Origin of the sequence: Bacillus sp. FSL M7-0791, assembly GCF_038627085.1 — a bacterium.
GTDB classification, from domain to species: domain Bacteria; phylum Bacillota; class Bacilli; order Bacillales; family Bacillaceae; genus Bacillus; species Bacillus safensis.
Map to the genome: position 1 here is coordinate 639315 of NZ_CP152022.1, position 26623 is coordinate 665937.

The following is a 26623-nucleotide window of genomic DNA, read 5'->3' on the forward strand; positions in this document are numbered from 1 at the left end:
TGTTCGGCGTTTGACAAGCTGCTTAGGTTTGGGAAGCGTGTCAAACGATACAAAATCGAATATCAGCTTAAAGGTGGGGACAAAATGAAGCCGCTTGTAGGTGTCATCATGGGAAGTACATCTGATTGGGAAACAATGAAAAATGCGTGCGACATCTTAGAGGAATTAAACATTCCGTATGAAAAACAGGTAGTATCCGCACACCGGACACCTGACTTGATGTTTGAATATGCGACTGAAGCAAGAGGTAAAGGACTAAAGGTCATCATTGCCGGTGCTGGAGGCGCAGCACATTTACCGGGGATGGTCGCAGCAAAAACGACACTGCCGGTCATTGGTGTGCCTGTACAATCAAAGGCACTAAACGGGCTGGATTCCTTATTATCCATTGTTCAAATGCCAGGCGGTGTACCAGTTGCTACAGTAGCCATTGGCAAAGCCGGTGCAACAAATGCAGGCCTTCTTGCCGCACAAATGATTTCAGCATTTGATGAAAAGGTCGCAGCTCGCCTTGAAGAAAGAAGAGAACAGACAAAACAGACTGTACTAGAAAGCAGTGATCAGCTTGGCTAAGCAGACCATTTTTCCAAACGCAACCATCGGGATCATTGGCGGCGGACAGCTTGGCAGATACATGGCTGTCAGCGCAAAGCAAATGGGGTACCGGGCAGCAGTTCTAGACCCAGTTGCACAATCTCCTTGCGGACAGGTTGCCGATAAAGAAATCACAGCCGCATATAGTGACCTTGAAGCGATTCGAAAGCTGGCAGACATCAGCGATGTGGTGACTTATGAGTTTGAAAATATTGATTATGATGCACTCAATCAGCTGAAGGAAGAAGCCTATTTACCACAAGGAAGCGACCTTCTCCTTTTAACTCAAAATCGTGAGACCGAGAAAAAAGGAATTGTAGACGCAGGCTGTGAAGTAGCGCCTTACCGCATCATTCATGATGAAAAAGAGCTGGAAGACGCAGTGGACGTGCTTGGTTTGCCAGCCGTGCTGAAAACATGCAGAGGCGGCTACGACGGAAAAGGACAGTACGTCATTAAAGAAAAAGAACAGCTTCAGGAAGCAGCTGCACTGCTCACACATGGAACTTGTATTTTAGAAAGCTGGGTTCCATTTCAAATGGAGCTCTCGGTGATCGTCACTCGTTCTGTTCATGGAGAGATTGCAGTATTCCCAGTCGCTGAGAACATTCATAAGCATAATATTTTGTTCCAAAGCATTGTGCCTGCAAGGGTAGAGAACCGCATTCAGGAGAAGGCGAAAGAATTGGCAACAACACTAGCTGAAAAGCTGGGGCTGGTTGGTACTCTTGCTGTAGAACTGTTCCTGACAAATGACGGAAAGCTGCTCGTCAATGAACTGGCACCGCGCCCGCATAATTCTGGTCATTATACACTCGATTTATGTGAGACAAGTCAGTTTGAACAGCACGTCCGCGCTATATGTGGTTTGCCGCTTGGCGGTACAGCCCTTTTATCAGAGGGAATGATGGTGAATTTATTAGGCGATGAAGTGGACATTCCAAAAGAGCATCCTGAGCTTCTCAAAGAAGCGAAGCTTTATCTATATGGAAAGCATGAAGTAAAAGCCGGCCGCAAAATGGGGCATATGACGTTTATGAAACAGCTCGATGATGAGTGGATGACAAACATCACAAAGATATGGACTGAAAGAGATGGAGGAAACGGGAAATGATCGAACGTTACGCACGACCAGAAATGTCAGCAATCTGGACAGAGGAAAACAAATTTAATGCATGGCTTGAAGTAGAAATTCTCGCTTGTGAAGCTTGGGCAGAGCTTGGCGTCATTCCGAAAGAAGACGTTGTGACAATGCGCAAAAATGCAAGCTTTGATATTGGACGTATTTTAGAGATTGAACAAGACACGCGCCACGACGTGGTTGCCTTTACGCGTGCTGTCTCTGAATCTCTAGGAGAAGAAAGAAAGTGGGTTCATTACGGATTAACATCGACAGACGTAGTGGATACGGCGCTTTCATATCTATTAAAACAGGCGAACGATATCTTGCTCAAGGACATTGAGAGATTTGTTGACATACTAAAAGAAAAAGCAAAAGAGCACAAATATACCGTCATGATGGGCCGTACACACGGTGTACACGCTGAACCGACAACATTTGGCCTGAAGCTTGCTCTTTGGTACGAGGAAATGAAGCGTAACTTAGAACGTTTTAAACAAGCAAAAGCTGGCATTGAATATGGCAAAATCTCTGGAGCTGTTGGCACATATGCGAACATCGACCCGTTTGTTGAGCAATATGTATGTGAGAAACTTGGCATCAAAGCTGCACCAATTTCAACCCAAACCTTGCAGCGTGACCGCCATGCAGATTACATGGCTACTCTTGCTTTAGTCGCAACGAGCATTGAGAAATTTGCTGTTGAAATTCGTGGTCTTCAAAAGAGTGAAACACGTGAAGTAGAAGAGTTCTTTGCAAAAGGACAAAAAGGATCATCAGCGATGCCGCATAAGCGTAACCCAATCGGCTCTGAAAATATGACGGGAATTGCCCGCGTGATCCGTGGATATATGCTGACAGCTTACGAAAATGTACCGCTTTGGCATGAGCGTGATATTTCTCATTCATCTGCTGAGCGCATCATTTTACCAGATGCAACGATTGCACTGAACTACATGCTCAACCGTTTCTCAAACATCGTGAAAAACTTAACGGTTTTCCCTGAAAATATGAAACGCAACATGGACCGCACACTTGGCTTAATTTACTCACAGCGCGTTCTTCTTGCATTAATCGATACAGGCATGGCACGTGAAGAGGCATATGACACGGTTCAGCCAAAGGCAATGGAAGCGTGGGAGAAGCAAGTACCGTTCCGTTCATTAGTAGAAGCAGAAGAAAAAATCACGTCACGCTTAACACCGGAACAAATCGCTGACTGCTTCGATTACAACTATCATTTGAAAAATGTCGATATGATTTTCGAACGTCTAGGTCTTGCGTAAGAAATGGGCCGCCTGCTTGCCAGGCGCCCAATCCTGAAAATTGCCAACATTCAAATTAGGAGGCCAACCTGAATGACTGTGAAACAAGAACTTCTCTACGAAGGCAAAGCGAAAAGAATCTATCAGACCGATGACGAGCATATTTTATATGTCGAATATAAAGACTCAGCTACAGCATTTAACGGCGAAAAGAAAGCCGAAATCGAAGGCAAAGGCAGACTGAACAACGAAATTTCGAGCTTAATCTTTCAAATGCTGCATGAGAAAGGAATCAACAATCACTTTGTGAAACGCCTTACTGAAACAGAGCAGCTCATTCAAAAGGTACAGATTGTTCCGCTTGAAGTGGTTGTACGAAATGTAGTGGCAGGCAGCATGTCAAAACGCCTTGGCATTCCAGAGGGAACGAAACTGGACACACCTTTGATTGAGTTTTACTACAAAGATGATGCGCTCGGCGATCCGCTCATTACAGAAGATCATATTCGCATTTTACATGCAGCGACACCTGAGCAGGTCGAGGAAATGAAACAGATCACAAGACAAGTGAATGAAGAGTTAAAGCAAATCTTCTCAGACTGTCATGTGAATTTAATTGATTTCAAGCTTGAATTCGGAATAGATCACGAGAATCGTATTTTGCTAGCTGATGAGATTTCACCTGATACGTGCAGGCTTTGGGACAAAGATACAAACGAAAAGCTTGATAAAGATGTGTTCAGACGAAACCTAGGCGGCTTAACGAATGCATACGAAGAAATTTTCAAAAGACTTGGAGGCCATAAACATGTATAAAGTGAAAATTTTTGTCAGCTTAAAAGAGAGCGTTCTTGATCCTCAAGGAAGTGCCGTGCAGCATGCTTTGCACAGCATGTCTTATCAGGAAGTAAAGGATGTCCGTATCGGGAAATACATGGAGCTTGTCATTGAAAAATCAGATCGTGATTTAGACACAGTCGTCAAAGAAATGTGCGAAAAATTACTTGCCAACACGGTGATTGAAGATTACCGCTATGAGGTGGAGGAGGTTGTCGCACAGTGAAGTTTGCAGTGATCGTCTTGCCTGGCTCTAACTGTGATATCGATATGTACCATGCGATTCAAGATGAGTTAGGTGAACAAGTTGAATATGTATGGCACGACGAAACGAGTCTTGACGGATTTGACGGTGTACTCGTACCAGGCGGTTTCTCTTATGGGGATTACTTAAGATGTGGTGCGATCGCCCGCTTCTCAAACATCATGCCGGCGGTGAAAAAAGCAGCTGAGGAAGGAAAACCTGTTCTTGGTGTTTGTAACGGGTTCCAAATTCTTCAGGAGCTAGGTATTCTTCCGGGTGCGATGAGACGAAATAAAGACTTGAAATTTATCTGTCGTCCAGTTGAACTCATTGTAGAAAACAACGAAACGCAATTTACAAGCGGTTATCAAAAAGGCGAATCCATTACGATTCCTGTAGCGCACGGTGAAGGCAACTTCTACTGTGACGAAGACACTTTAGCGAAGCTCATTGAACGCGGCCAAATCGCTTTCACTTACGGAGACGATATTAACGGTAGTGTGAATCGTATTGCAGGTGTAACGAATGAAGAGGGCAATGTACTCGGCATGATGCCGCACCCTGAGCGCGCGGTTGATTCATTACTAGGCAGCGCAGACGGACTTAAATTGTTTCAATCTATCGTGAAAAATTGGAGGGACACTCATGTCACTACTGCTTGAACCAAGTCACAAGCAAATTAAAGAAGAGAAATTGTATCAGCAAATGGGATTGAGTGATGAAGAATTCGCTTTAATCGAATCCATTATTGGCAGGCTGCCAAACTACACAGAAACGGGCATTTTTTCTGTCATGTGGTCAGAGCATTGCAGTTATAAAAACTCAAAGCCTGTTTTAAGCAAATTCCCGACAAAAGGAGAGCACGTCCTTCAAGGTCCTGGGGAAGGCGCTGGAATCGTTGATATTGGAGACAACCAAGCGGTTGTATTTAAAATCGAATCACATAACCATCCATCTGCGATTGAACCGTATCAAGGAGCGGCGACAGGTGTCGGCGGAATTATCCGTGATGTATTCTCCATGGGTGCGCGTCCAATTGCTGTATTAAACTCTCTTCGTTTTGGTGAACTGACTTCACCGCGCGTGAAGTACTTGTTTGAAGAAGTAGTGGCAGGGATCGCAGGCTATGGAAACTGTATCGGAATTCCAACAGTCGGCGGAGAAGTTCATTTCGATCAAAGCTATGAAGGCAACCCGCTCGTAAATGCGATGTGTGTTGGATTAATCAACCATGAAGACATCAAAAAAGGGCAGGCCAAAGGTGTCGGCAACACGGTCATGTACGTTGGTGCCAAAACGGGCCGTGACGGAATTCATGGTGCAACATTTGCGTCTGAGGAATTTTCTGATGAATCAGAAGAAAAACGCTCAGCAGTTCAAGTCGGCGATCCATTCATGGAAAAACTGCTACTTGAAGCGTGCCTCGAAGTCATCAAAAACGATGCACTCGTTGGAATTCAGGATATGGGAGCGGCTGGCTTAACAAGCTCAAGTGCGGAAATGGCGAGTAAAGCAGGTTCTGGTATCGAGATGAATCTAGATCTCATCCCGCAGCGTGAGACAGGCATGTCAGCATATGAAATGATGCTCTCTGAATCTCAAGAGAGAATGCTTTTGGTTATTGAAAAAGGCCGTGAACAAGAAATCATTGATATTTTTGAAAAATACGATCTTGAAGCAGTATCAGTCGGTCATGTGACAGACGATAAAATGCTTCGCTTACTTCACCAAGGTGAAGTGGTATGTGAGCTTCCTGTTGATGCACTTGCAGAAGAAGCGCCGGTTTATCACAAACCGTCAAGTGAGCCTGCATACTATCGTGAGTTTTTAGAAACAAAAGTTGAAGCACCTGCTATCACAGATGCAGCCGACACGTTAAAGCAGCTCCTTCAGCAGCCGACAATTGCAAGTAAAGAATGGGTTTATGACCAATATGACTACATGGTTCGGACAAATACAGTCGTTGCACCAGGCTCTGATGCGGGCGTTTTAAGAATGCGCGGAACGAAAAAAGCCCTTGCGATGACAACCGATTGTAACGCACGTTATCTGTACCTTGATCCAGAGGTCGGCGGGAAAATCGCAGTCGCAGAAGCAGCACGTAACATTGTGTGCTCAGGCGCTCGTCCGCTTGCAGTAACAGATAACCTGAACTTCGGTAACCCAGAAAAACCAGAAATTTTCTGGCAAATTGAAAAATCTGCTGACGGTATTAGCGAAGCGTGTCGCAAGCTAAGCACACCAGTTATCGGTGGTAACGTCTCTTTATATAACGAATCAAATGGAACAGCCATTTACCCAACACCAGTCATTGGGATGGTTGGTTTGGTGGAAGATACAGCTCATATTACGACGCAGTCGTTCCAGCAGGCTGGCGATGTGATTTTCGTCATTGGTGAGACGAAGGAAGAATTCGCAGGCAGTGAGCTTCAAAAGATGACAGAAGGCCGTATTTACGGAAAAGCACCAGAAATTGATTTGGATGTAGAGCTCACTCGTCAGGAAGCCCTTCTTGCTGCGATTCAAAACGGACTTGTTCAATCAGCTCACGATGTGTCTGAAGGCGGTCTTGGTGTTGCACTTGCTGAAAGTACATTTGGAACAGACGGTCTTGGCGCTCATATCCAAATTGATTTAAACAGCGAAGCTTCATTATTCAGTGAAACACAGTCACGTTTTGTCGTCACAGTGAAACCAGAGCATCGCGAAGCGTTTGCTGCGGCTGTCAAAGATGCGAAAGAAGTTGGAACGGTCACAAATGATGGGGTATTCACTGTCAAAAATCAAGAAGGACAACAATGGATTCATGCAGCGGTCAACGAGCTTGAACGCGCATGGAAAGGAGCGATCCCATGCTTGCTGAAATCAGAGGCTTAAACGAAGAGTGTGGCGTCTTTGGGGTTTGGGGACACGAAGAAGCCCCGCAAATCACATATTACGGATTGCATAGCCTTCAGCACCGAGGACAAGAGGGTGCGGGAATCATTGCAACAGATGGTGAAAACCTGACGGCACATAAAGGCCTTGGACTGATTACGGAAGTCTTTCAAAACGGTGAGCTAAAGGATTTGAAAGGAAAAGGTGCGATCGGACACGTTCGGTATGCGACAGCAGGCGGAGGCGGCTTTGAAAATGTGCAGCCCCTCTTCTTCCGCTCGCAAAACAACGGCAGTCTTGCCCTTGCTCATAATGGGAACTTAGTGAATGCAACGCAATTAAAGCAGCAGCTAGAGAACCAGGGGAGTATATTCCAAACATCTTCTGACACTGAAGTGCTTGCTCATTTAATTAAGCGCAGCGGCTATGTTGAATTGAAAGAGCAGATCAAAAATGCTCTGTCCATGCTTAAAGGCGCATATGCTTTCTTAATTATGACGGAAACAGAAATGATTGTGGCTCTTGATCCGAACGGCTTACGTCCGCTTTCACTTGGTATGCTTGGGGATGCGTATGTTGTTGCTTCTGAAACATGTGCATTTGATGTTGTCGGTGCCACGTATTTACGAGATGTAGAGCCTGGAGAAATGCTGATCATTAATGATGAAGGCCTGAAATCTGAACGCTTCTCCATGAACATTAACCGCAGCATGTGCAGCATGGAATACATTTATTTCTCAAGACCTGACAGCAATATCAATGGCATCAACGTGCATAGTGCGAGAAAGAATCTTGGCAAAAAGCTTGCCGAGGAAGCGCATGTCGAAGCGGATGTCGTGACAGGTGTACCAGATTCGAGTATTTCTGCAGCGATTGGATATGCCGAAGCAACAGGTATTCCATATGAGCTCGGTTTAATTAAAAACCGTTATGTCGGACGGACCTTTATCCAGCCGTCTCAAGCATTGCGTGAGCAGGGCGTGCGCATGAAGCTGTCAGCTGTGCGCGGGGTCGTCGAAGGAAAACGTGTCGTGATGGTCGATGATTCCATCGTACGCGGAACTACGAGCCGCCGCATTGTGACGATGCTAAGAGAAGCGGGTGCGACGGAAGTCCATGTCCGTATTAGTTCACCGCCAATCGCACATCCTTGTTTTTATGGAATTGATACGTCCACACATGAAGAGCTGATTGCTTCTTCTCATTCAGTGGAAGAAATTAGACAGGAAATCGGTGCAGACTCCATTGCATTTTTATCTGTAGACGGTTTAATGGACGGGATTGGCAGAAAGTATGAGGATCCGCAGCGCGGTCAATGTTTAGCATGCTTTACTGGGAAATACCCGACTGAAATTTATGAAGATACTGTTCTTCCGCATGTGAAGGAAACAGCACTGACGAAATAATCGAATAAAGGAGCAGCAGTCAAGATGATTTGATATGCTGCTCTTTCATTCTGCTGAAAATAAATGGAAGAGAAGCAGCTAAAAGGAGTGAATGGGATGTCAGAAGCATATAAAAACGCCGGTGTCGACATCGAAGCAGGATACGAAGCCGTCAAACGAATGAAAACACACGTAGAACGTACAAAAAGAGCAGGCGTCATGGGTGCTCTAGGCGGATTTGGCGGTATGTTTGATTTATCTGAGCTGCCATACAAAAAGCCCGTTCTTGTCTCAGGAACAGATGGTGTCGGAACAAAATTAAAGCTTGCCTTTTTAATGGATCAACACGATACGATCGGTGTTGATGCCGTGGCAATGTGTGTGAACGATGTGCTGGCACAAGGGGCAGAGCCGCTCTTTTTCTTAGATTACTTAGCAGTTGGAAAAGCAGATCCGATAAAAATTGAATCAATCGTCAAAGGTGTGGCTGACGGCTGTGAGCAGTCTGGTTCAGCGCTTGTCGGCGGAGAAACAGCAGAAATGCCGGGTCTTTACACAGAAGATGAATATGATATTGCTGGTTTTTCAGTAGGCGTCGTTGAAAAGGATGAAATCGTGACAGGAGAGAGCATCAAAGAGGGGCACTTGCTTATCGGACTCAGCTCAAGCGGAATTCATAGCAATGGGTACTCTCTCGTTCGTAAAGTATTGCTGGAAGACGCTGGTCTGGATCTACATCAAACGTATGAACCTTTTACAAGACCGCTTGGAGAAGAGCTTCTTGAACCGACCAAAATTTATGTGAAGCCTGTTCTCAAACAAGTGAAAGCCGGCAAGATTGACGGCATGGCACATGTGACAGGCGGCGGCTTTATTGAAAATTTACCGCGTATGCTGCCTGAAGGGCTTGGCGTTGAGGTTGATAACGGCTCATGGCCAGTACCGCCAATTTTCTCCTTTATTCAAGAAAAAGGACAGTTAAAGGCAGAAGAAATGTTCAACGTGTTTAATATGGGCATTGGTTTTGTCTTAGCGGTAAAAGAAGATGACCTTGTCGAAGTGATCAGAGGACTTGAAGAAGACGGAGAGAAAGCATTTCTCATCGGCCGTGTTCAAAAAGGAGAAGGTGTCACATTCGGCGGTGGAAGCCTCTCATGAAGAAGTTTGCGATCTTCGCCTCTGGAAGCGGGACGAATTTTCAAGCCATTATTGATACATTAAAAAAAGAACAGTGGCAGGCAGAGGCCGCCATTGTGATTTGTGATAAACCGGGTGCAAAGGTGCTGGAGCGTGCTGAGAAAGAGGGCATTCCCTCCTTTGCCTTTACCCCGAAGGCTTTTCCGAATAAAGCCGCTTTTGAACAAACGATCATTGAACAGCTTAGGCTGCATGAAGTGGAATGGATTTTCCTTGCTGGGTATATGAGACTGATTGGTCCGACATTACTTGAAGCATTCAGAGGGAAAATTGTCAATATCCACCCGTCCTTGCTGCCAGCCTTCCCAGGGCTGGATGCCATTGGACAAGCCTATCAAGCAGGCGTCAAAGTGGCGGGCATCACCGTCCATTTTGTCGATGAAGGCATGGATACAGGTCCGATCATTGACCAAGCGTCGATTTACATCGAACAAGGGGAAGAGCTTGAATCGATTGAAAAAAGAATGCATGAACTAGAACACACACTATATCCAAAAGTGATCAAATCACTTTTAGAATTATCTTAATGAGGTGACGAAGGCATGACGATCAAACGCGCATTAATCAGTGTTTCCGATAAAACGAATCTTGTACCTTTTGTGAAAGAATTAACAGAACTTGGCGTTGAAGTGATTTCAACTGGAGGTACACATAAGCTTCTTCAAGAGAACGGCATTGATGTCATTGGAATTTCAGAAGTCACTGGATTCCCTGAAATCATGGACGGACGACTCAAAACACTTCACCCGAACATTCATGGCGGGCTTTTAGCAGTGAGAGAAAACGATGAGCATATGGCACAGATTGAGAAGCATGGCATTCAGCCGATTGATCTTGTTGTCGTGAATCTCTATCCATTCAAAGAGACGATCTCAAAAGACGATGTGACGTATGAAGAAGCGATTGAAAACATTGATATTGGCGGACCGGGAATGCTTCGTGCAGCATCAAAAAACCACCAAGACGTCACAGTGATTGTCGATCCTCGTGACTATGATACAGTCATCCAGCAAATCAAAGAAGGCGGCGTGTCACTCGAGAAAAAATGTGAGCTCGCTGCAAAGGTATTCCGTCATACGGCTGCATACGATGCTCTGATTGCGGATTACTTAACAAACTTTGTGGGCGAAACAGAGCCAGAACAGTTCACTGTCACGTTTGAGAAAAAACAATCCCTTCGTTATGGAGAAAACCCGCACCAAGCGGCGACTTTCTATGAAAATGCACTTCCAGCCAAAGGTTCTTTGGCTACTGCAAAGCAATTACATGGAAAAGAACTTTCCTATAACAATATTAAAGATGCAGATGCAGCACTCCAAATCGTACGTGAATTCACGGAGCCGGCAGCTGTCGCTGTGAAGCATATGAACCCGTGCGGCGTTGGTACAGGAGAAACGATTGCAGAAGCATTTGACAGAGCATTCAAAGCAGATGAGACGTCTATTTTTGGCGGCATTGTGGCACTTAACCGTGAAGTAGACAAGCAAACGGCTGAGGTGCTGCATACGATTTTCTTAGAAATTGTCATCGCCCCATCGTTCAGCCAAGAAGCACTTGACGTGTTAACAGCGAAAAAGAATCTTCGTCTATTAACATTAGATGTAGAAGCAGATCTTGGGAAAAAAGAAAAACAGCTGACAAGTGTCCATGGCGGACTGCTTGTTCAGGATATTGACACGTACGGCTTAGAGGAAGCAACGATTTCTATTCCAACGAAAAGAGAACCAACAGAAGACGAATGGAAAGACTTAAAACTTGCTTGGAAAGTAGTCAAGCATGTGAAATCAAATGCCATTGTCCTTGCGAAAGATCAAATGACAGCAGGAATCGGTGCTGGTCAAATGAACCGCGTGGGCTCAGCTAACATTGCAATTGAGCAAGCTGGTGAAAAGGCAAAAGGAAGCGCACTAGGCTCTGATGCATTCTTCCCAATGGGCGATACAGTGGAAGCTGCTGCAAAGGCAGGCGTCACAGCGATCATTCAGCCAGGCGGATCTATTCGTGATGAAGAATCGATTCAAAAAGCAGATGAATACGGCATCGCCATGGTCTTCACTGGCGTTAGACATTTCAAACATTAAGGGGATGACAGTGTGAACGTATTAATTATCGGCAGAGGCGGAAGAGAGCATACCATCGCATGGAAAGTGAATCAAAGTGAACTTGTCAGCCAAGTATTTGTCGCACCCGGCAATGATGGAATGACAGATGCTGCGAAGCTTGTACCAATCGACGAAGGCGATCATGAGTCATTAATTCGTTTTGCAAAAGAAAACGAAATCGGCTTAACCATTGTCGGTCCAGAGGTCCCTTTAATCGCAGGTGTCGTTGATGCATTTGAAGAAGCAGGTCTAAAAGTATTTGGACCGAATGCAAAAGCTGCGGTCATTGAAGGCTCAAAGGAATTTGCAAAAGACTTAATGAAGAACTACGATATCCCAACAGCCGCTTACGCTGCCTTTACATCGTTTGAAGAAGCAAAGGCATATGTGGAAGAAAAAGGTGCGCCGATTGTCATTAAAGCAGACGGGCTTGCCGCAGGAAAAGGCGTCACAGTGGCTATGACGCTTGAAGAGGCGGTCGATTGTCTGCATGATTTCTTAGAGGATGAAAAGTTTGGCGATGCAAGTGCATCTGTTGTCATCGAAGAATTTTTAACAGGCGAAGAATTTTCACTCATGGCCTTTGTCAACGGAGAAAAGGTGTATCCGATGGTGATTGCGCAGGATCACAAACGGGCCTTTGAAGATGACAAAGGGCCGAATACCGGCGGGATGGGCGCTTATTCACCAGTTCCGCAAATTTCAGATGAAGTGGTTCAGAAAGCCGTGGAAGATGTTGTGAAACCGGCAGCTCGCGCGATGGTGCAGGAAGGGCGTCCATTTACAGGCATTTTATATGCAGGTTTAATGCTGACACCAGAAGGCTCAAAGGTGATTGAATTTAATGCACGCTTTGGCGACCCTGAAACGCAGGTGGTTCTCCCTCGTCTTGAATCAGATTTAGTCCAAGTATTCCTCGATATTCTTGATGGAAAAGATGTGGACTTACAGTGGAAAGACACTGCGGCTGTCAGTGTGGTTCTTGCATCAGAAGGATACCCAGAAGACTATGCAAAAGGCACACCGATCGGTGCCTTGCAAACGACTGTCTCTGATGTCGTGACCTTCCATGCAGGAACAAAAAAAGAAAACGATCAATTCGTCACAAATGGCGGACGTGTAGCGAATGTGACCGCATTTGACGACACATTTGAAGCGGCAAGATCAAGAGTGTATGAAGCGGTTGAAGAAATCATACAGCCAGGTCTATTTTATCGCCGTGACATCGGTGCCCGTGCACTGAAGGCTGCGGGGAAAAACGTTTAATCAAAACACCTTTCTATCTGATGAGATGGAAAGGTGTTTTTTGTTCATGAGAAGGGATGCCGGCGGAATATGAAGAAGTAGTATGGGATGACGAGTTTATGAGGAGGCAGCATGGTCATTCAAGGAATTATTCTATTTGCAATCGTGTTACTTATTTTATTTATACTGTTCTCAAATCTCATCATGTATGAAGCGAGAAAGCAAAACAAAGCCAAAAAAGGCTCAGCCATTCGGTATATGATCATGTCGATTTTTTCTGGTATCGTCATTGTTTCATTTTCCATTTGGATTTTTTTTATTAGCTGATTTATAAGAGAGGATGAGTATATGGTGCAATTGAAGGAACTTGCGAACAAGCGTTTTTCTGCCTCGATCTGTATTGATTCATTTAATGAGCGAATCCGTTTGGATGACTACAGCGGCAGGGTGCGGGATGTGATTCAGTCGGTTCTTCAGGAAGCGGCAGACTCCAAGGCTTCTAAGGTCATTGTGAAAGTCAGGCGTGAGCATATGCCTCTTTTTTTAGAAAAAGGCTTTCGGCTTGAAGGCGTGTTTTCTCATTATTTTCTTGGAAGTGATGCGTACGGCATGTCGCTCTTTCTGACGGAGGATCGAATGAACAGCCCGTATTGGCTGAAGGAAGATGAAATTGTTGCGTCTATTCAGGAAAAGCCTCTCAAAAAAGACCAAGGCACGTGGCAGGATGAGTATGTGATGCGGAAAGCGGATACGCAGGATATTCACAAGCTGGCAAAGCTCTATGATGCCGTTTTTGAAACGTATCCTACGCCAATGAATGAGCCAGATTACATCCAAAAGGTGATGGAGGAAGGGACCGTCTTTTATGCCGTTGAACATGACGGTCACATTGTGAGTGCAGCATCCGCTGAAATCAATGCGCCGTATGGTCATGCGGAATTAACAGATTGTGCGACCCTTCCATCATACAGAAAACTAGGATTCATGCATCATTTGATTCTAGCACTCGAAAAAGAACTTCAATCCATGCACATCTATGTCTTTTATTCTCTCGCACGTGCACTGTCCTATGGAATGAACCAAGTGTTTTATCAGCTCGGCTATACGTATACCGGGCGTTTCCAAAACAACTGCTATATTTTTGACAAAATTGAAGATATGAATCTATGGGTGAAAACGCCGAATGAATCATGAAATGGTTCTCATCTGATCAAGCAGACCAGATAGGCGGTACGCCATGATACTGAGCTGCAGCTTCATCCGATCATCTGTTGATTTGAGGCTGCAGCCTGTTCTCGTTTCAATTTGTTTCAGCCGGTAGCTTAATGTATGCCTGTGAATAAACAATTCTCCCGCAGATTTTTGAATATTTTCATTGTGTGCCAAATACACTTCGAGTGTATGGATCAGGTCAGCGCCCTGTTTTTTCGTATAAAGCAAGGGACTTAACAGCTCCACGTAAAAGTCATGCAAATTCATACCGGCTTCATTCATTTCAAGCAGCATCCCGTATAAGCCGAGCTTTTGATAATGAATGATGCATTCGTCTGTCTTTAAAAGCGGAAGAAGCCTTGCTGCATACTGCGCTTCCTTCGCGCTTTTTGAAAAGAGACCGATCTGGTCATAGGCTCTCCCAATGCCAATCACAATCGGGTGGACGGGAAAAAAATAAGACCAAGTGCTCCGGCACTCTTCTGCTGCACGATACCACTCCGCTTCTTGAAACGCTTTTTTTCCTGCTGGTGTAAGAACAAAAATGGAATCGAGCCTTGTCTTAAGTAAAAAAGGAATATGTCTGCGTTCAAATATCGATGTGAGTAATTGAGATAGGCGCTGCATCATTTGGTGATCGAGCTGTGTGTGCTGATGCTGAAATTGAAAGTAGATGACCACCTGCTCATCGCTCATATCGTATTGCAACTTTGTTGCCTGTTCAACCACATAGCTTTCTTCTGTGTATTGCTGCTGCAAAATATCATCTAACAAATGACCTTGCATTTGGTTTTCTGTATCTTGAATGGCTTTTTGCTTCAGCCATTCAATCGCATACACCGCCCCAGCATGCTCGATGGCAATCGCGTCGAGATGATGCCACGCATCCTTTTTCTTTAAAGATACAATAAATCCGAAAATATCGCCCATCGCAATCACTGGACATGCAGCGAGGACAAACGCACCGCACGTGTCATAAACGAGCCTTCCTTTCTCCTCAGCCTGCTTGAGAAGAGGCGTCGTTTCGATTGGTTCATGATCTGTCAGAAAGCCAAAAGCAGGAGAGTACGTCACTTCATCTTTGATGAGATGAGCTGCTGTTTGATGTAAAAAAACATCAAGCACAACGATGTTCGCCGAAGTGAGATGTGCCAGCTCATCTGTAATTTGCGTGACATTTTTATTGCTGACATTTAAATGGGTCAGTCTTTGGTGAATGGCTGAAGAATATTTAAGCTGATGGAGCTGGCTGCTGACGATTTGCTCTAGGACGGCTTTTGTAATGTCTGAAAAGTTGACATGTGAAGGAATCTCGATGAGTGGAATGCCGCTGTTTTTAGCAGCTTCGATCAGTGATGCCGGAATTTCCGTTAAGTATACGCCTTTATAAATCGCAATGGCCGATAGACGTTGAGATTGAATCAGCTCCTCAAGCCGGGTGCGCCTTTCCTGATTGTCTGCAAGTCCAAAGCCGGTTGTGACGAGCAGTTCCCCTTCTGAAAGCCTTGAAGTATCTTCGATAATTTCCACGATGGTCACCCACTGAATGAGGCGGTCTAGTCCATTTTCCCCAGCAAGCAGCTTTGTTTCCTTCATGATATCGAGCGAGAGTGCATCTTTGACGAGAATCGCCATAGACTCATGACCTCCTTTTGAACACTCTTATACACGATGTATAAAAAATGCGTGTGAAATTCGGGCATGTGGCGAATGGAGGATGACTGCCCTCTTGATTAAGCTAATCTTATAACAAGTATACAAAATTTTCTTGCGATTCATGAAAAAAGAAAGATGCAGCTGCTGACGAGAGAGGGAGGAATGACAAAGTGGAGACCCGGGATTACTTAATCAAACCGATGTTGAATCAGCATTATCCTGTGGCTGTGAAAGGAGAGGGGATTTATTTATATGATCGGGACGGGAAAAAATATTTAGACGGCTCATCTGGTGCTGTCACGGCGAGTATTGGACATGGCATACGGGACATCATTGATGCCATGACAGAGCAAGCGGAAAAGGTGAGCTTTACGTACAGATCACAATTCACAAATGAACCAGCAGAAGAACTTGCCTATGAATTGAGTACGCTCTGCCCAGGGAACCTGAACTGGTCTTTTTTTGTCGGAAGCGGATCAGAGGCAACAGAGACCGCCATGAAAATTGCCATTCAGCATTGGCAGGAGCAGGGGAAGGCTGAGAAGAATCACATCATCTCAAGATGGATGAGTTATCACGGCATCACACTCGGTGCGCTGTCGATGTCAGGACATATTGCAAGGAGAGAGCGCTTTGAACCACTGCTCGAAAAACACCCGGTGCTGTCTTCGCCATACAGCTATCGTTCGTGGCTGCCAAAGGAAGAAAGCAAGCAGGTCGAATGGTATGTACAGGAATTTAAAACCGTCATCCAGCGTATAGGAAAAGAGAGGATTGCGGCTTTTATTGCAGAGCCGATTGTTGGAGCAGCGGGCGCGGCGCTTGTTCCGCCAGATGGATATTTTCAGGCGATGAAGCGAGTTTGTGAGGAAAACGATATTTTAATGATTGCAGATGAAGTCATGACAGGCTTTGGACGAACTGGGAAAATGTTTGCCATGGAACATTGGGGCGTCGTACCAGATATTATGGTACTCGGAAAAGGCATGAGCGCCGGCTATTCACCGATTGCGGCAGCTGTCTCAGCGGATCATGTGATTGCACCGATTCTCAGCGGTTCGGGCTCTGTGATGGCAGGCCACACTTATAGCGGCAATCCGCTTTCAGCAGCCGTCTCACTGGCTGTCATTCGATATATGAAAAAACACCAGCTTTCAGAACGAGCTGATCTGTCTGGCCGATATTTAATGAATGCTTTAAAGAATTTGCAAACAAATCATTCCATCATAGGAGATGTGAGAGGAAAGGGACTGCTCATTGGCATTGAATTTGTCGCAGACCGATTATCGAAAACACCATTTCCTGCCCATGCTCAAATGACACATTTAGTTGTGGAGACGGCCAAACAAAATGGTTTGCTTGTTTACCCAGCAAGCGCTGGAGAGGATGGCGTAGGAGGTGCAGCGGTCATGATCGCACCGCCGCTTTCTATTACGCAGCAGGAGATGGATGAACTGATTCATTTATTCGGGCAGACAATGACGCAGGTCGAGCAAGAAGTCATCAATCGAGGGTTTTTCCCATCTGCCATGTAGGGAGGAAAGAGGATGAACAAAACAGCGAGTCTTGATGAAGTGATCACCCATTTTAAGGACGGAATGACCATTATGTTTGGCGGGTTTGGCGGTGTAGGCTCCCCGCCATCATTGATCAATGCCATCCTAGAAGCCAATATCAAAGACCTGACATTGATCGGAAATGATGCAGGCTTCCCGCAAATCGGTGTTGGCAGGCTGATCACAGAAGGAAGAGTGAAGAAAATCATTGCCTCTCATATTGGCTCAAATCCAATTGCCGGGCAGAAAATGCAGGCAGGTACACTAGACGTTCTTTTTTACCCGCAGGGCATTCTAGTAGAAAAGATCAGGGCAGGCGGCATGGGTTTAGCGGGCATTGTGACAGATGTCGGCATGGATAGCCTCAATCTTGATGAGAAACAATTGGTTCAGCTGGATGGAAAGAAGTATATTCTTGAGCCTGCACTGACTGCGGATATCGCGATTGTGAATGCCCTCAAAGCAGATGAAGCAGGCAACCTGATTTTTGATAAAAGTGCACGGAATACAAACCCGATTGTGGCGATGGCAGGAGACTGGACCATTGCGGAAGTAGAAGAGATTGTGCCTGTGGGCGGGCTTCATCCAGAGGAAATCGTCACGCCAGGCGTATTTGTGAACCAGATCGTGCAATCAAAAGGAGTGAACTGGACATGGGCATGGGAGACATCGATTTAAGACACCGCATAGCCAAACGCGCGGCACAGGAAATTGAAGATGGCATGATTGTGAATCTTGGGATCGGCATCCCAACCCTTGCGGCTGATTACATTCCAGCGCATTACAACGTTTGGCTGCATGCAGAAAACGGCATTATGGGGGCAGGCGCTTCACCAGTACGAGGGGAAGAAGATCCGAATTTGTGCAATGCCGGGGGTTTTCCCATTACGTTAACAAAAGGCGGATCATATATGGACAGCACAACTGCTTTTGGCATCATTCGCAAAGGGATGCTGGATATGACCATTTTAGGTGCACTTGAAGTCAGCAGTCATGGGGATCTTGCCAATTGGATTGTGCCAGGGAAACGAGTGCCGGGTATGGGTGGAGCCATTGAACTTGCGCAAAAAGCGAAAAAGGTGGTGGTTGTGATGAGCCACCTTGATAAACATGGACAATCTAAGATAAAAGCAGCCTGCACGCTGCCCTTAACTGCTAAGTCTTGTGTAGATCTGATTATTACGGATATGGCAGTCATTGAGGTCAAATCACAGCTGCTCATTTTGCGTGAAGTCATGCCGCCGTTTCAGCCGGAAGATGTCATGAGGGCGACAGAGGCGCCGCTCATTTTAGCGCCTGATGTCAAATCTGTTGTGTAGAAAGGATGACCGACTTGCAGCCAACCACACGTATCAGAAACTGGATGAAAGAGCATAAGGAGGAAGCCGTGACGCTTCTTCAGCAAATGGTGCAATGTGACAGCACACAAGGAAATGAGCAAGAAGTACAGCAAATCGTAGCAAATAAACTTTCTGCCATTGGCTTTGATGTTGACGTATGGGACATTGGCGGGGATGACTTGCTGAACCACCCGTATTTTTATTCCCCGAGGCGTTCCTTTAAAGGGAGTCCCAATGTCGCCGGACGATTGAAAGGTAAAGGCGGCGGCAAATCTATTTTATTAAATGGGCATGTCGATGTTGTCCCGGCAGGTGATCACAAACAATGGACATATCCGCCCTACAGCGGGCATATCATAAACGGGAGACTTTATGGACGCGGGGCAACAGATATGAAAGGTGGAAACGTTTCTTTACTCTTTGCACTTGAAGCACTGCATGCGCTTCAGATTCCGCTGAAGGGAGATGTCGTGTTTCATAGTGTTGTCGAAGAAGAGAGCGGCGGCGCAGGCACCCTTGCAGCCATACTGAGAGGATATACAGCAGATGCAGCCATCATTCCAGAGCCAAGTCATATGAAAATCTTTCCGATTCAGCAAGGATCTAAATGGTTCAGACTGCATATTAAAGGAAGGGCTGCTCATGGCGGAACAAGATATCACGGCGTTTCTGCTATTGAAAAGAGCACGATAGTCCTTTCACATATAGCGGCACTTGAAGAAGAAAGAAATCAGCGAATCACTGAGCCGCTGTTTCAGCATATCCCAATCCCGATCCCAATCAATATCGGGAAAATTCAAGGCGGTGATTGGCCATCCTCCGTAGCAGACCTTGTCACAATGGAAGGCAGGCTCGGGGTGATGCCGGGTGAAACGGTAGAACAGGCAGAGAAGGAATTAGAAAATTGGATGGCAGGACTCGGAGAAAAAGATGAATGGTTTCAAGAGCATCCTGTTGAGGTCGAATGGTTTGGTGCAAGATGGCTTCCGGGTTCAATCGATACAGATCATCCGCTTTTAGGTTTATTGAAGGAACAATATGAAGCGGTCATGAAGCAGCCGCCGAAGATCGAAGCCGCCCCTTGGGGAACGGACGGCGGATTACTGTCACAGGCGGCTGGTATTCCGATCATCGTGTTTGGACCTGGAACAACGGAGCTTGCCCATTTTCCGAATGAATCCATCGACATTGAGCATGTGATTGAAGCAGCAGAAATTATTGCAGGTACAATAGTAGAATGGTGTGAAGCAGCGGAATGAGATGAAAATGATCACAAAAAAAGAAGGCTGCCTTACTCAGCCTTCTCTTTATGTGTGTCCTGCTGCTCACACATATATGTCACTGGACAAAAACGAAGAATGCCAGATCCTAGTTTCATACCGCCAAACATGATGCCCAAAAGCAGCATTTTACTCCATGGTTTTCTAGCATATAAGGATCCAGCCACAGTACATATTGTCATTCCGCAGGCAATTCTAATGAGAGCTTCCATTAAGCCGAGATTAGGTTTCATTGAAGGTGAATCTCCTTTTTTAAATTATTTTAAGTGTGATTTCAAGAAATTGTAACGTTTCATTAATGCGTAACGTAGTTCGTTATGTTACGATAGGGCTAATACAAATGAAGGAGAGTATGTGAATGTCCGAACGTACTTTTAATTGGAGAAACAATGACATCCGCACACAAATCGATGTAGTCGACTCAAAATTAGTTCCAACACTCCTTTTAACGAATGGACTCGTGCTTAACCCGTTTTTGAAGCAATGGGTGAAGGCAAATATTTGGATACATGATGATCGAATTGTTTATGTCGGAGCAGAGCTTCCTCAAAATAAATCAGCTAAACGTGTGATTGATTGTGAAGGGAAATACATTGTGCCTGGGTATATAGAGCCTCACGCGCATCCGTTCCATATTTATAATCCCCAATCACTTGCAGAATATGTGTCTCAATTTGGCACAACAACAATGGTCAGCGATAACTTATTTCTTCTTTTGCAAAGCAATGAAAAGAAAGCGCTTTCCACTCTATGTGAATTAAAAAAGCAGCCATTTCAGTATTTCTGGTGGTCCAGATACGATCTTCAAACGGAAGTCAGATATGAAGATGAGATGCTGCCAGTCAACTACCGGAAGGAATGGATTGATCATCCTGACGTCCTCCAAGGCGGCGAATTAACAAGCTGGCCAAGATTGATGGACGGTGATGATCTCATTTTATATTGCATGCAAGAAACGAAGAAGCAGAGAAAACGAATTGAAGGGCATTTCCCAGGAGCTTCTGAGAAAACGCTAACAAAAATGAAGCTGTTTGGCGCGGACAGTGATCATGAAGCGATGAATGCGGACGATGTGTTAAAACGCTTGTCCCTTGGCTATCATGTTTCATTGCGGCATTCTTCCATCCGCCCAGATTTAGTGAACATTTTAAGAGAACTGCATGAGCGTGATTTTAGACACTATGACCACTTTTTCTATACAACAGATGGTGCTGCTCCTCACTTTTATGAGGAAGGCATGATTAACCGTTTGATTTCGATTGCTCTTGAAGAAGGCGTGCCGATCATTGATGCGTATAATATGGCGACATTTAACATTGCAAAATACCATCAAATCGATGATTTATTAGGCGTTGTTGGCCCAGGCCGGCTGGCTTCTATAAATATTTTAGATGATCCAATGAACCCAAATCCTGAAACGGTGATATCTAAAGGGGTTATTCTCAAATTAGATGGCGAGAACCAGCATCAATTCCAAGAAACAAAATGGGAAAATGGCGGGCTTCTTCCATTAGATTTAAGCTACGACCTCACGATGAGTGATTTGCAATTCTCTATGCCGCTAGGTGTCAAGATGAGAAATGCCGTCATCATGGAGCCTTATACAGTGGAAATTGATAACTCAATCAACCAGCTCTCATGTGACCATGATCAAAGCTTCTTTAGCCTGATTGACCGAAAAGGCGAGTGGCGTGTGAATACGATGCTAAAAGGGTTCGCAAATAAAGTGCAGGGCTTTGTTAGCTCATTTTCGCTCACCGGTGACATTTTAGTGATCGGGAAAAATAAAGAAGATATGATGCTGGCACATAAGCGGATGAAAGAAATTGGCGGAGGAATCGTACTCACAGAGAACGGGAAAATTTTGCACGAAATCCCGCTGCAATTATCAGGCTGTGCATCGGCTGAACCATTTGAGACTGTTCTTCAGCAGGAACAAACATTACGCGAGCTGCTCATTGAGCGCGGCTATCCATTTGACTGCCCAATTGATACACTTGTCTTTTTCCAAAGTACACATTTGCCGTATATTCGAGTGACACCAAGAGGAATATTTGATGTCATGAAAAAAACTGTACTCTTTCCGTCTATAATGCGTTAAAATATAACAGAGTGGAGCTGTATCATCTTTGCTGCATTTCTGACTGCTGTTATAGGGCAGAAGTGAGCCATGGTTCTCTTCACTGCCATGTAAGTGATCATGATCTTATGTGGAGCTGTTGACAAAGCAGAGGGCTTTGACATGACGAATGAAGTACTCTAATTGTAAAATGAATTTGCCGGTTACGCTGACCGGCCAACATATTTTGAATAACCCGAGCAAGGCGGGGCGCATATTTGTGGTCTCGCCGAGCTTTCTGCAAAGCCTGTATATGAGGGCAGAAGACCTAACCAAGCAGAAGTCATCTTTATACTGGAAGCAAACAAGTTTGTCAGATTGTCATACAAGGAAAATGACAGAACTTGTCGAATTTGTTTACGATAAAGAAGCTTCGGCTTACGAAAGAACCTGACGGCATTTTCAGCGTAGAACCAAACCTGTCATGATCTGTTCAAAGCTCATTGCTGAGGTTTTAAAAAAATTAGTCAGGAAAGATACCGCTTTCTTAGAAGAAGATCGTGCGAAGCGGTGTGGCAATAGTAAAGGAGAAGATGTATTAAGATGCAAATTGATAAATTAAGGGGCAAAAGCTTAGATCAGTTATTCAACTCCATCTTATCCCTTAAAGACCTGGAAGAATGTTATCGATTCTTTGATGATTTATGTACCATCAATGAAATCCAATCTTTATCACAGCGTCTTGAAGTAGCGCGTATGCTTCGCGAGGGAAACACGTATCATAAAATCGAGACGGAAACAGGTGCAAGCACTGCAACTATCTCACGTGTTAAACGCTGCTTGAACTACGGAAACGATGCCTATACGATGGCTCTTGACCGCGTAGCAGAACAGCAGGAAAATAACGAAACAAAATAAAGCAGCTTTCACTGTAAACAATCCTTTTTACGAAAAATGGACTTGTTTGCAGTTTTTTTATGAAAAGGCGGGCAGGGGCTGATAAAGTGCCCCTGTTTTTTACTTTAGCTCGCCCATAAACCATCTTTCTCCCTCATAGGAGATGCCATCTTCGCTTGAGATGATTTCCTTAAACTCTACTGCTTGCTAACTTTATACGAAAATGTCAATAAAAAAAGGTGCGTTTCCGCACCTTTTCGAGCTAGACAGATGGCTGTGTGCCTGAGAACATCGGCACTTCGCTTGTCTGGCCATTCTCTTGTCTAAAAATAATATGTTTTTCATTAAAATGAATAGGCGATTCTATTCCCGCAGCTGCGGATAAGTTAAACAAACCTTCTCTAAGAGACAGGATATAATTGCACACTCGGTATTTTTTTTCTTCAATCGATAAACCCTTTTGCAGCTTTGGATCAGTCGTGGCGACCCCGACTGGGCATTTATTCGTGTGGCAGACTTGGGCGCGAATGCATCCGACTGAAAACATGAGACCTCTGGCAATATTCACAAAGTCAGCTCCCATTGAAAGGGCAATCGCAATTTTATCAGGCGAGAGAAGCTTGCCAGAAGCAAAGAGCTTCACCTGATCTCTGACACCGTATTCTTTCAATATTTGATGAACCATGGGGAGTGCCGTGAAAATCGGAAGCCCTGCGGAATCTGCCAATTCATGAAAGGACGCCCCTGTACCGCCTTCTCCGCCATCCACTGTAATGAAATCAGGGTGTTTCCCGCTTTTTTTCATATAGCTGGCAAGCTCTTCAATATTTTCTTTATGTCCGACAACAAGTTTGATTCCAACTGGCTTTCCGCCTATGCTCCGAAGCTGTTCAATGAAATCAAACATGTCAGGAATGGAGTGGAACATCTCAAAGCGGTTTGGGCTGTCAATGGATTGGTGAGGCGGTAATTTACGGATATTCGCTATTTCTTCCGTCACCTTTTCGCCGTCAATATGACCGCCGCGTGTTTTTGCTCCTTGTGCCAGCTTGAGTTCAAAGGCTTTGACTTCCTCGTGTTCGCTTTTTTTCTTGAATTCTTCAAAGGAAAATGCGCCATCCTCTGTTCTAACGCCAAATAAACCGGGCCCAATCTGGCAAATGATATCTGCGCCGCCTTTGAGGTGATAAGGAGAAAGCCCGCCTTCACCTGTGTTCATCCACGTCCCACCGGCTATTTTTAATCCTGAGGATAGAGCTGTAATCGCCCTGTCGCCTAAGGAGCCGTAGCTCATGGCAGATTGACCGATCAGTCCTTTCACATGAAAAGGCTTTTGACATGTGTGTTCGCCAATGACTTGTACATCCTCTTGATGGAGAAAGTAAGGATTTGCTTCGACTTCTTTGAAATGTTCACTTCTTCGCAGTAAATTGTCTTGATCAATCTGATACACTTTTGTTTTGATTTTTTCAGATTGATCGATTCGTAGTTCATCTCGCTGCTTTGGAAACAGGACGTTTCGAATGTAATAGCCTGGCTTGTCAAAATCACGTTTTGATCCAAAGCCCATTGTCCGGCTTTTGTACTTTCCAGACATGACCGCCTGCTCGTATTCTCTTCTTGAGAAGGGCAGCTCCTCTCGGTCATTCAGAAACAGATATTGGCGAAGCTCAGGTCCTATTTTTTCAAAAATAAACCGCAGCTTTCCAATGACCGGATAATTTCGCAGAACTGAATGTTCCTCTTGTTTTTCATCCCTCATCCAAATCCAGATCAATAGAATGATTGGAATGATCAAACAAATGACTAGCAATGCGCCGATGACAATTAAAGTTGTTGTCACGAAGATCCCCTCTTTTCTCTTTCATTGCTGTTGTTATTCCACTTTTTAATGAAAGAGAAACCACACCAGCATATTGTGACGTTTAGAAATGAAAAGGCGGGGTAACTTACAAATAAGATCATAAGGGGAGGGAACATACATGAATAAGCGTCCAAATGCGTATGTACTTGCAGGATTAGGGGTTGGAGGAGCTGTGTTATTAGCGGTAAAAAATAAACAGCATCTGAAAAAATGGGCAAGCATGTTCCGGTCAGATGAAAAGATTCCTGAAAAAGCCGGCCACCCAGATCCATTAGATATCCAAGACAACAAAATGGTCGACGAAGGGGCCATGACATCCGTCCATTATTTTAATGAAGCGAGACAATAGTTTGAAAAAACCGTTTTGAAAGATCAAAACGGTTTTTTTCTTGTGATGTTATAGCGAAGAGGATCGACAATAGTAAAACCGATCAGCCTATTGTGATCAGGTGTTGAGAATTGGAATTCAACGCCTGACAGTTGATAGGTTGAGAGAATTTCCTGATTCGTCAAACGTAAAGAAAGATCATCCTCATAAACCGGTACGTTCCGCAGCACTTCGGATTCTTGTGCAAATAACTCCAAGCCAGCCACTCGGCCCTCTTGATCGATATCTACATTGACACATTCATTGACATCTAATTCAATGGTTTCTTTGATTTTCATATGCTCCGCTTGCGGGGTGATATAGATGTATCCGATGTCTATATTTTGTTCATATGTGATCGTTCTTTTCAATGGGGTCACCTGCTTCATTTTAATTTTAACTGTAGCTAATTAACGAGATTTGAAATTATGAATGGGTATCGAAGATAAATTAAAGAATATCAATTATTATAATAAACTAAAATTAAGAACATAGCAGGATGTGCAACGAATGTATATTTGTATATACTTTAATGGGATAAATTAACTATATTGGAGATGAATTATAAATGGCGGATTTGTATTTTTTTGAAAAAATGTCTGAACTGAGCCATATAGTACTTGTGTTGTGCGCATATGCTTTTTATTGGAGACTGAAGAAAACTAGAAATGAGAGGAAGCTCACTAATTTTGAACTTTTTATAAAATATTTTATTTTATTTGGAGTATTAACTTGGGGAATCTCATTTGTGGTTTTAACAGTCTTATAATTCTGCGAAAAAAGTAGCACTATTTATGTAAAAACAAATTATTTCTACCTTAAAACGAAAACCAAACTAACACTATATTTTATTATCAAAAATGACCATAAAATCAAATTTATGGTTTTTTGTTAGGTTATTTTAAGAAAAAGGGGAGTTTATACATTGAAAAAATTATTTGTATTCACATTGGCTTTATTACTTTCTATTGCAACAATAGTGCCAGTAGCATCAGCTGAAAATTCAGTAAATCCTGAGGCTGGATTGAAAGGGTTAACAAAAGAACAAATTGAAAAATCTGTAGCTGAAATAGAGTATATCTTTACTGAAATTCTAGTTTTTGATGACGAAGTAGGTTATGTTGTTAACGAAAAGGAATTAGAAAAAGCTTCATACCCAGTTTATCAAAAAGAAGGCATGATCGCTTTTGCGAACTATATGAATCAACAAAAAGGTATTGCTACTACACAAAAAAACACTGTTCAACGTTGTCTTGAAGATGCTCTTGGTATAACCAAGGGGGCTTTAAATCAGGTTCAAAAGGCTATTGAAAAAGGTGAATGGTTAAGTGTTCTAGGGTTCCTAACTTTAACTGGAATTGCGGTATCACCTCCTGTATTATTTGGCTTTTTCTTGCTATGTGGTGCACCAACAGCACAAGTTGCTCCACTTGAAAAATAAAAAAACTGTGTTCATTTATTAAGAAAGCAGATGCTTAGCATCTGCTTTTTTGTTTCTAAATCTTTAAATCACGCCACCCATTTTC

At 44.2% G+C, this 26623-nt stretch carries 26 protein-coding genes; 22 read left to right on the plus strand and 4 right to left on the minus strand.

The annotated features are described in order from the left end of the window. Window positions 1–84: 84 nt before the first annotated feature. The 14 genes from purE (at window position 85) to ablB (ending at window position 14060) form a co-directional block, all read left to right on the plus strand. Window positions 85–573, plus strand: coding sequence for a 5-(carboxyamino)imidazole ribonucleotide mutase (purE, locus tag MHI08_RS03195; RefSeq protein WP_024424506.1), 489 nt, complete (start codon window positions 85–87; stop codon window positions 571–573). Beyond that, window positions 566–1708, plus strand: coding sequence for a 5-(carboxyamino)imidazole ribonucleotide synthase (gene purK, locus MHI08_RS03200; protein ID WP_111927667.1), 1143 nt, complete (start codon window positions 566–568; stop codon window positions 1706–1708). Before purE ends, purK begins: the two co-directional genes overlap by 8 nt. Beyond that, window positions 1705–3000: an adenylosuccinate lyase gene (gene purB / locus MHI08_RS03205; RefSeq protein WP_008355754.1), complete on the plus strand. Its 1296-nt coding sequence runs from the start codon at window positions 1705–1707 to the stop codon at window positions 2998–3000. The genes purK and purB overlap by 4 nt, the downstream gene beginning before the upstream one ends. 72 nt (window positions 3001–3072) lie before the next feature. Beyond that, entirely contained in the window at window positions 3073–3795 is a 723-nt protein-coding gene (gene purC / locus MHI08_RS03210; RefSeq protein ID WP_046314143.1) for a phosphoribosylaminoimidazolesuccinocarboxamide synthase, read from the plus strand. Continuing rightward, window positions 3788–4042, plus strand: coding sequence for a phosphoribosylformylglycinamidine synthase subunit PurS (gene purS / locus MHI08_RS03215; protein ID WP_003214349.1), 255 nt, complete (start codon window positions 3788–3790; stop codon window positions 4040–4042). Before purC ends, purS begins: the two co-directional genes overlap by 8 nt. After that, window positions 4039–4722, plus strand: a complete 684-nt coding sequence (gene purQ, locus MHI08_RS03220) for a phosphoribosylformylglycinamidine synthase subunit PurQ (RefSeq protein WP_024424510.1) — start codon at window positions 4039–4041, stop codon at window positions 4720–4722. The genes purS and purQ overlap by 4 nt, the downstream gene beginning before the upstream one ends. Continuing rightward, window positions 4706–6937: a phosphoribosylformylglycinamidine synthase subunit PurL gene (gene purL, locus MHI08_RS03225; RefSeq protein WP_342499987.1), complete on the plus strand. Its 2232-nt coding sequence runs from the start codon at window positions 4706–4708 to the stop codon at window positions 6935–6937. The genes purQ and purL overlap by 17 nt, the downstream gene beginning before the upstream one ends. Beyond that, on the plus strand, window positions 6913–8343 hold the full coding sequence (gene purF, locus MHI08_RS03230; protein WP_327831409.1) for an amidophosphoribosyltransferase: 1431 nt from the start codon (window positions 6913–6915) through the stop codon (window positions 8341–8343). Before purL ends, purF begins: the two co-directional genes overlap by 25 nt. A 96-nt stretch (window positions 8344–8439) precedes the next feature. Continuing rightward, the gene (gene purM / locus MHI08_RS03235; protein ID WP_342492282.1) at window positions 8440–9480 is read left to right on the plus strand and encodes a phosphoribosylformylglycinamidine cyclo-ligase; all 1041 of its coding nucleotides are present in this window, start codon (window positions 8440–8442) and stop codon (window positions 9478–9480) included. Then, window positions 9477–10046, plus strand: a complete 570-nt coding sequence (purN, locus tag MHI08_RS03240; protein ID WP_095407892.1) for a phosphoribosylglycinamide formyltransferase — start codon at window positions 9477–9479, stop codon at window positions 10044–10046. Before purM ends, purN begins: the two co-directional genes overlap by 4 nt. A 15-nt stretch (window positions 10047–10061) precedes the next feature. Continuing rightward, entirely contained in the window at window positions 10062–11600 is a 1539-nt protein-coding gene (gene purH / locus MHI08_RS03245; RefSeq protein ID WP_342499988.1) for a bifunctional phosphoribosylaminoimidazolecarboxamide formyltransferase/IMP cyclohydrolase, read from the plus strand. Window positions 11601–11612: 12 nt separating this feature from the next. After that, window positions 11613–12887 carry a phosphoribosylamine--glycine ligase gene (purD, locus tag MHI08_RS03250; RefSeq protein ID WP_046314136.1) on the plus strand — a complete coding sequence of 425 codons (1275 nt, stop codon included), beginning with the start codon at window positions 11613–11615 and terminating at the stop codon, window positions 12885–12887. Between the two features lie 111 nt (window positions 12888–12998). Then, on the plus strand, window positions 12999–13193 hold the full coding sequence (locus tag MHI08_RS03255; RefSeq protein WP_024424515.1) for a hypothetical protein: 195 nt from the start codon (window positions 12999–13001) through the stop codon (window positions 13191–13193). Window positions 13194–13214: 21 nt separating this feature from the next. Next, the gene (gene ablB, locus MHI08_RS03260; protein ID WP_056767534.1) at window positions 13215–14060 is read left to right on the plus strand and encodes a putative beta-lysine N-acetyltransferase; all 846 of its coding nucleotides are present in this window, start codon (window positions 13215–13217) and stop codon (window positions 14058–14060) included. Here the strand turns inward: ablB and MHI08_RS03265 are convergent. Next, window positions 14055–15713, minus strand: a complete 1659-nt coding sequence (locus tag MHI08_RS03265; protein ID WP_342499989.1) for a PucR family transcriptional regulator ligand-binding domain-containing protein — start codon at window positions 15711–15713, stop codon at window positions 14055–14057. The genes ablB and MHI08_RS03265 overlap by 6 nt on opposite strands. A 191-nt stretch (window positions 15714–15904) precedes the next feature. On the opposite strand from MHI08_RS03265, the gene MHI08_RS03270 reads away from it, so the two are divergent. Genes MHI08_RS03270 through MHI08_RS03285 form a run of 4 tightly spaced genes read left to right on the plus strand, consistent with a single transcriptional unit; the run spans window position 15905 to window position 19889 of the window. After that, the gene (locus tag MHI08_RS03270) at window positions 15905–17269 is read left to right on the plus strand and encodes an aspartate aminotransferase family protein (RefSeq protein ID WP_342492284.1); all 1365 of its coding nucleotides are present in this window, start codon (window positions 15905–15907) and stop codon (window positions 17267–17269) included. A 12-nt stretch (window positions 17270–17281) separates the two neighbouring features. After that, window positions 17282–17968, plus strand: a complete 687-nt coding sequence (locus tag MHI08_RS03275; protein WP_268422441.1) for a CoA transferase subunit A — start codon at window positions 17282–17284, stop codon at window positions 17966–17968. Beyond that, window positions 17944–18609, plus strand: a complete 666-nt coding sequence (locus tag MHI08_RS03280) for a 3-oxoacid CoA-transferase subunit B (protein ID WP_268422439.1) — start codon at window positions 17944–17946, stop codon at window positions 18607–18609. Before MHI08_RS03275 ends, MHI08_RS03280 begins: the two co-directional genes overlap by 25 nt. Window positions 18610–18623: 14 nt before the next feature. Continuing rightward, on the plus strand, window positions 18624–19889 hold the full coding sequence (locus MHI08_RS03285) for a peptidase (protein WP_073204129.1): 1266 nt from the start codon (window positions 18624–18626) through the stop codon (window positions 19887–19889). Between the two features lie 32 nt (window positions 19890–19921). Here MHI08_RS03285 and MHI08_RS03290 read toward each other — a convergent pair whose 3' ends face one another. Then, the gene (locus MHI08_RS03290) at window positions 19922–20143 is read right to left on the minus strand and encodes a DUF2892 domain-containing protein (RefSeq protein WP_024424522.1); all 222 of its coding nucleotides are present in this window, start codon (window positions 20141–20143) and stop codon (window positions 19922–19924) included. A 125-nt stretch (window positions 20144–20268) separates the two neighbouring features. On the opposite strand from MHI08_RS03290, the gene MHI08_RS03295 reads away from it, so the two are divergent. Next, a complete protein-coding gene (locus MHI08_RS03295; protein ID WP_326134683.1) occupies window positions 20269–22011 on the plus strand; it encodes an adenine deaminase C-terminal domain-containing protein in 1743 nt (580 codons plus the stop codon). Between the two features lie 561 nt (window positions 22012–22572). Beyond that, the gene (locus MHI08_RS03300) at window positions 22573–22887 is read left to right on the plus strand and encodes a YerC/YecD family TrpR-related protein (protein ID WP_024424524.1); all 315 of its coding nucleotides are present in this window, start codon (window positions 22573–22575) and stop codon (window positions 22885–22887) included. A gap of 241 nt (window positions 22888–23128) precedes the next feature. Here MHI08_RS03300 and MHI08_RS03305 read toward each other — a convergent pair whose 3' ends face one another. Continuing rightward, on the minus strand, window positions 23129–24709 hold the full coding sequence (locus MHI08_RS03305) for an FMN-binding glutamate synthase family protein (RefSeq protein WP_342492286.1): 1581 nt from the start codon (window positions 24707–24709) through the stop codon (window positions 23129–23131). A 139-nt stretch (window positions 24710–24848) separates the two neighbouring features. Here MHI08_RS03305 and MHI08_RS03310 point away from each other — a divergent pair, with 139 nt between their 5' ends. Beyond that, window positions 24849–25079, plus strand: a complete 231-nt coding sequence (locus tag MHI08_RS03310) for a hypothetical protein (RefSeq protein WP_024426686.1) — start codon at window positions 24849–24851, stop codon at window positions 25077–25079. Between the two features lie 23 nt (window positions 25080–25102). On the opposite strand, the gene MHI08_RS03315 is transcribed toward MHI08_RS03310, so the two are convergent. Then, window positions 25103–25468 (minus strand): DUF2283 domain-containing protein, encoded by a 366-nt coding sequence (locus MHI08_RS03315; RefSeq protein ID WP_024426685.1) that lies wholly within the window; start codon window positions 25466–25468, stop codon window positions 25103–25105. Between the two features lie 554 nt (window positions 25469–26022). Between MHI08_RS03315 and MHI08_RS03320 the strand changes: the two genes are divergently transcribed. Further along, the gene (locus MHI08_RS03320) at window positions 26023–26538 is read left to right on the plus strand and encodes a hypothetical protein (protein ID WP_044335902.1); all 516 of its coding nucleotides are present in this window, start codon (window positions 26023–26025) and stop codon (window positions 26536–26538) included. Window positions 26539–26623: the final 85 nt, after the last annotated feature.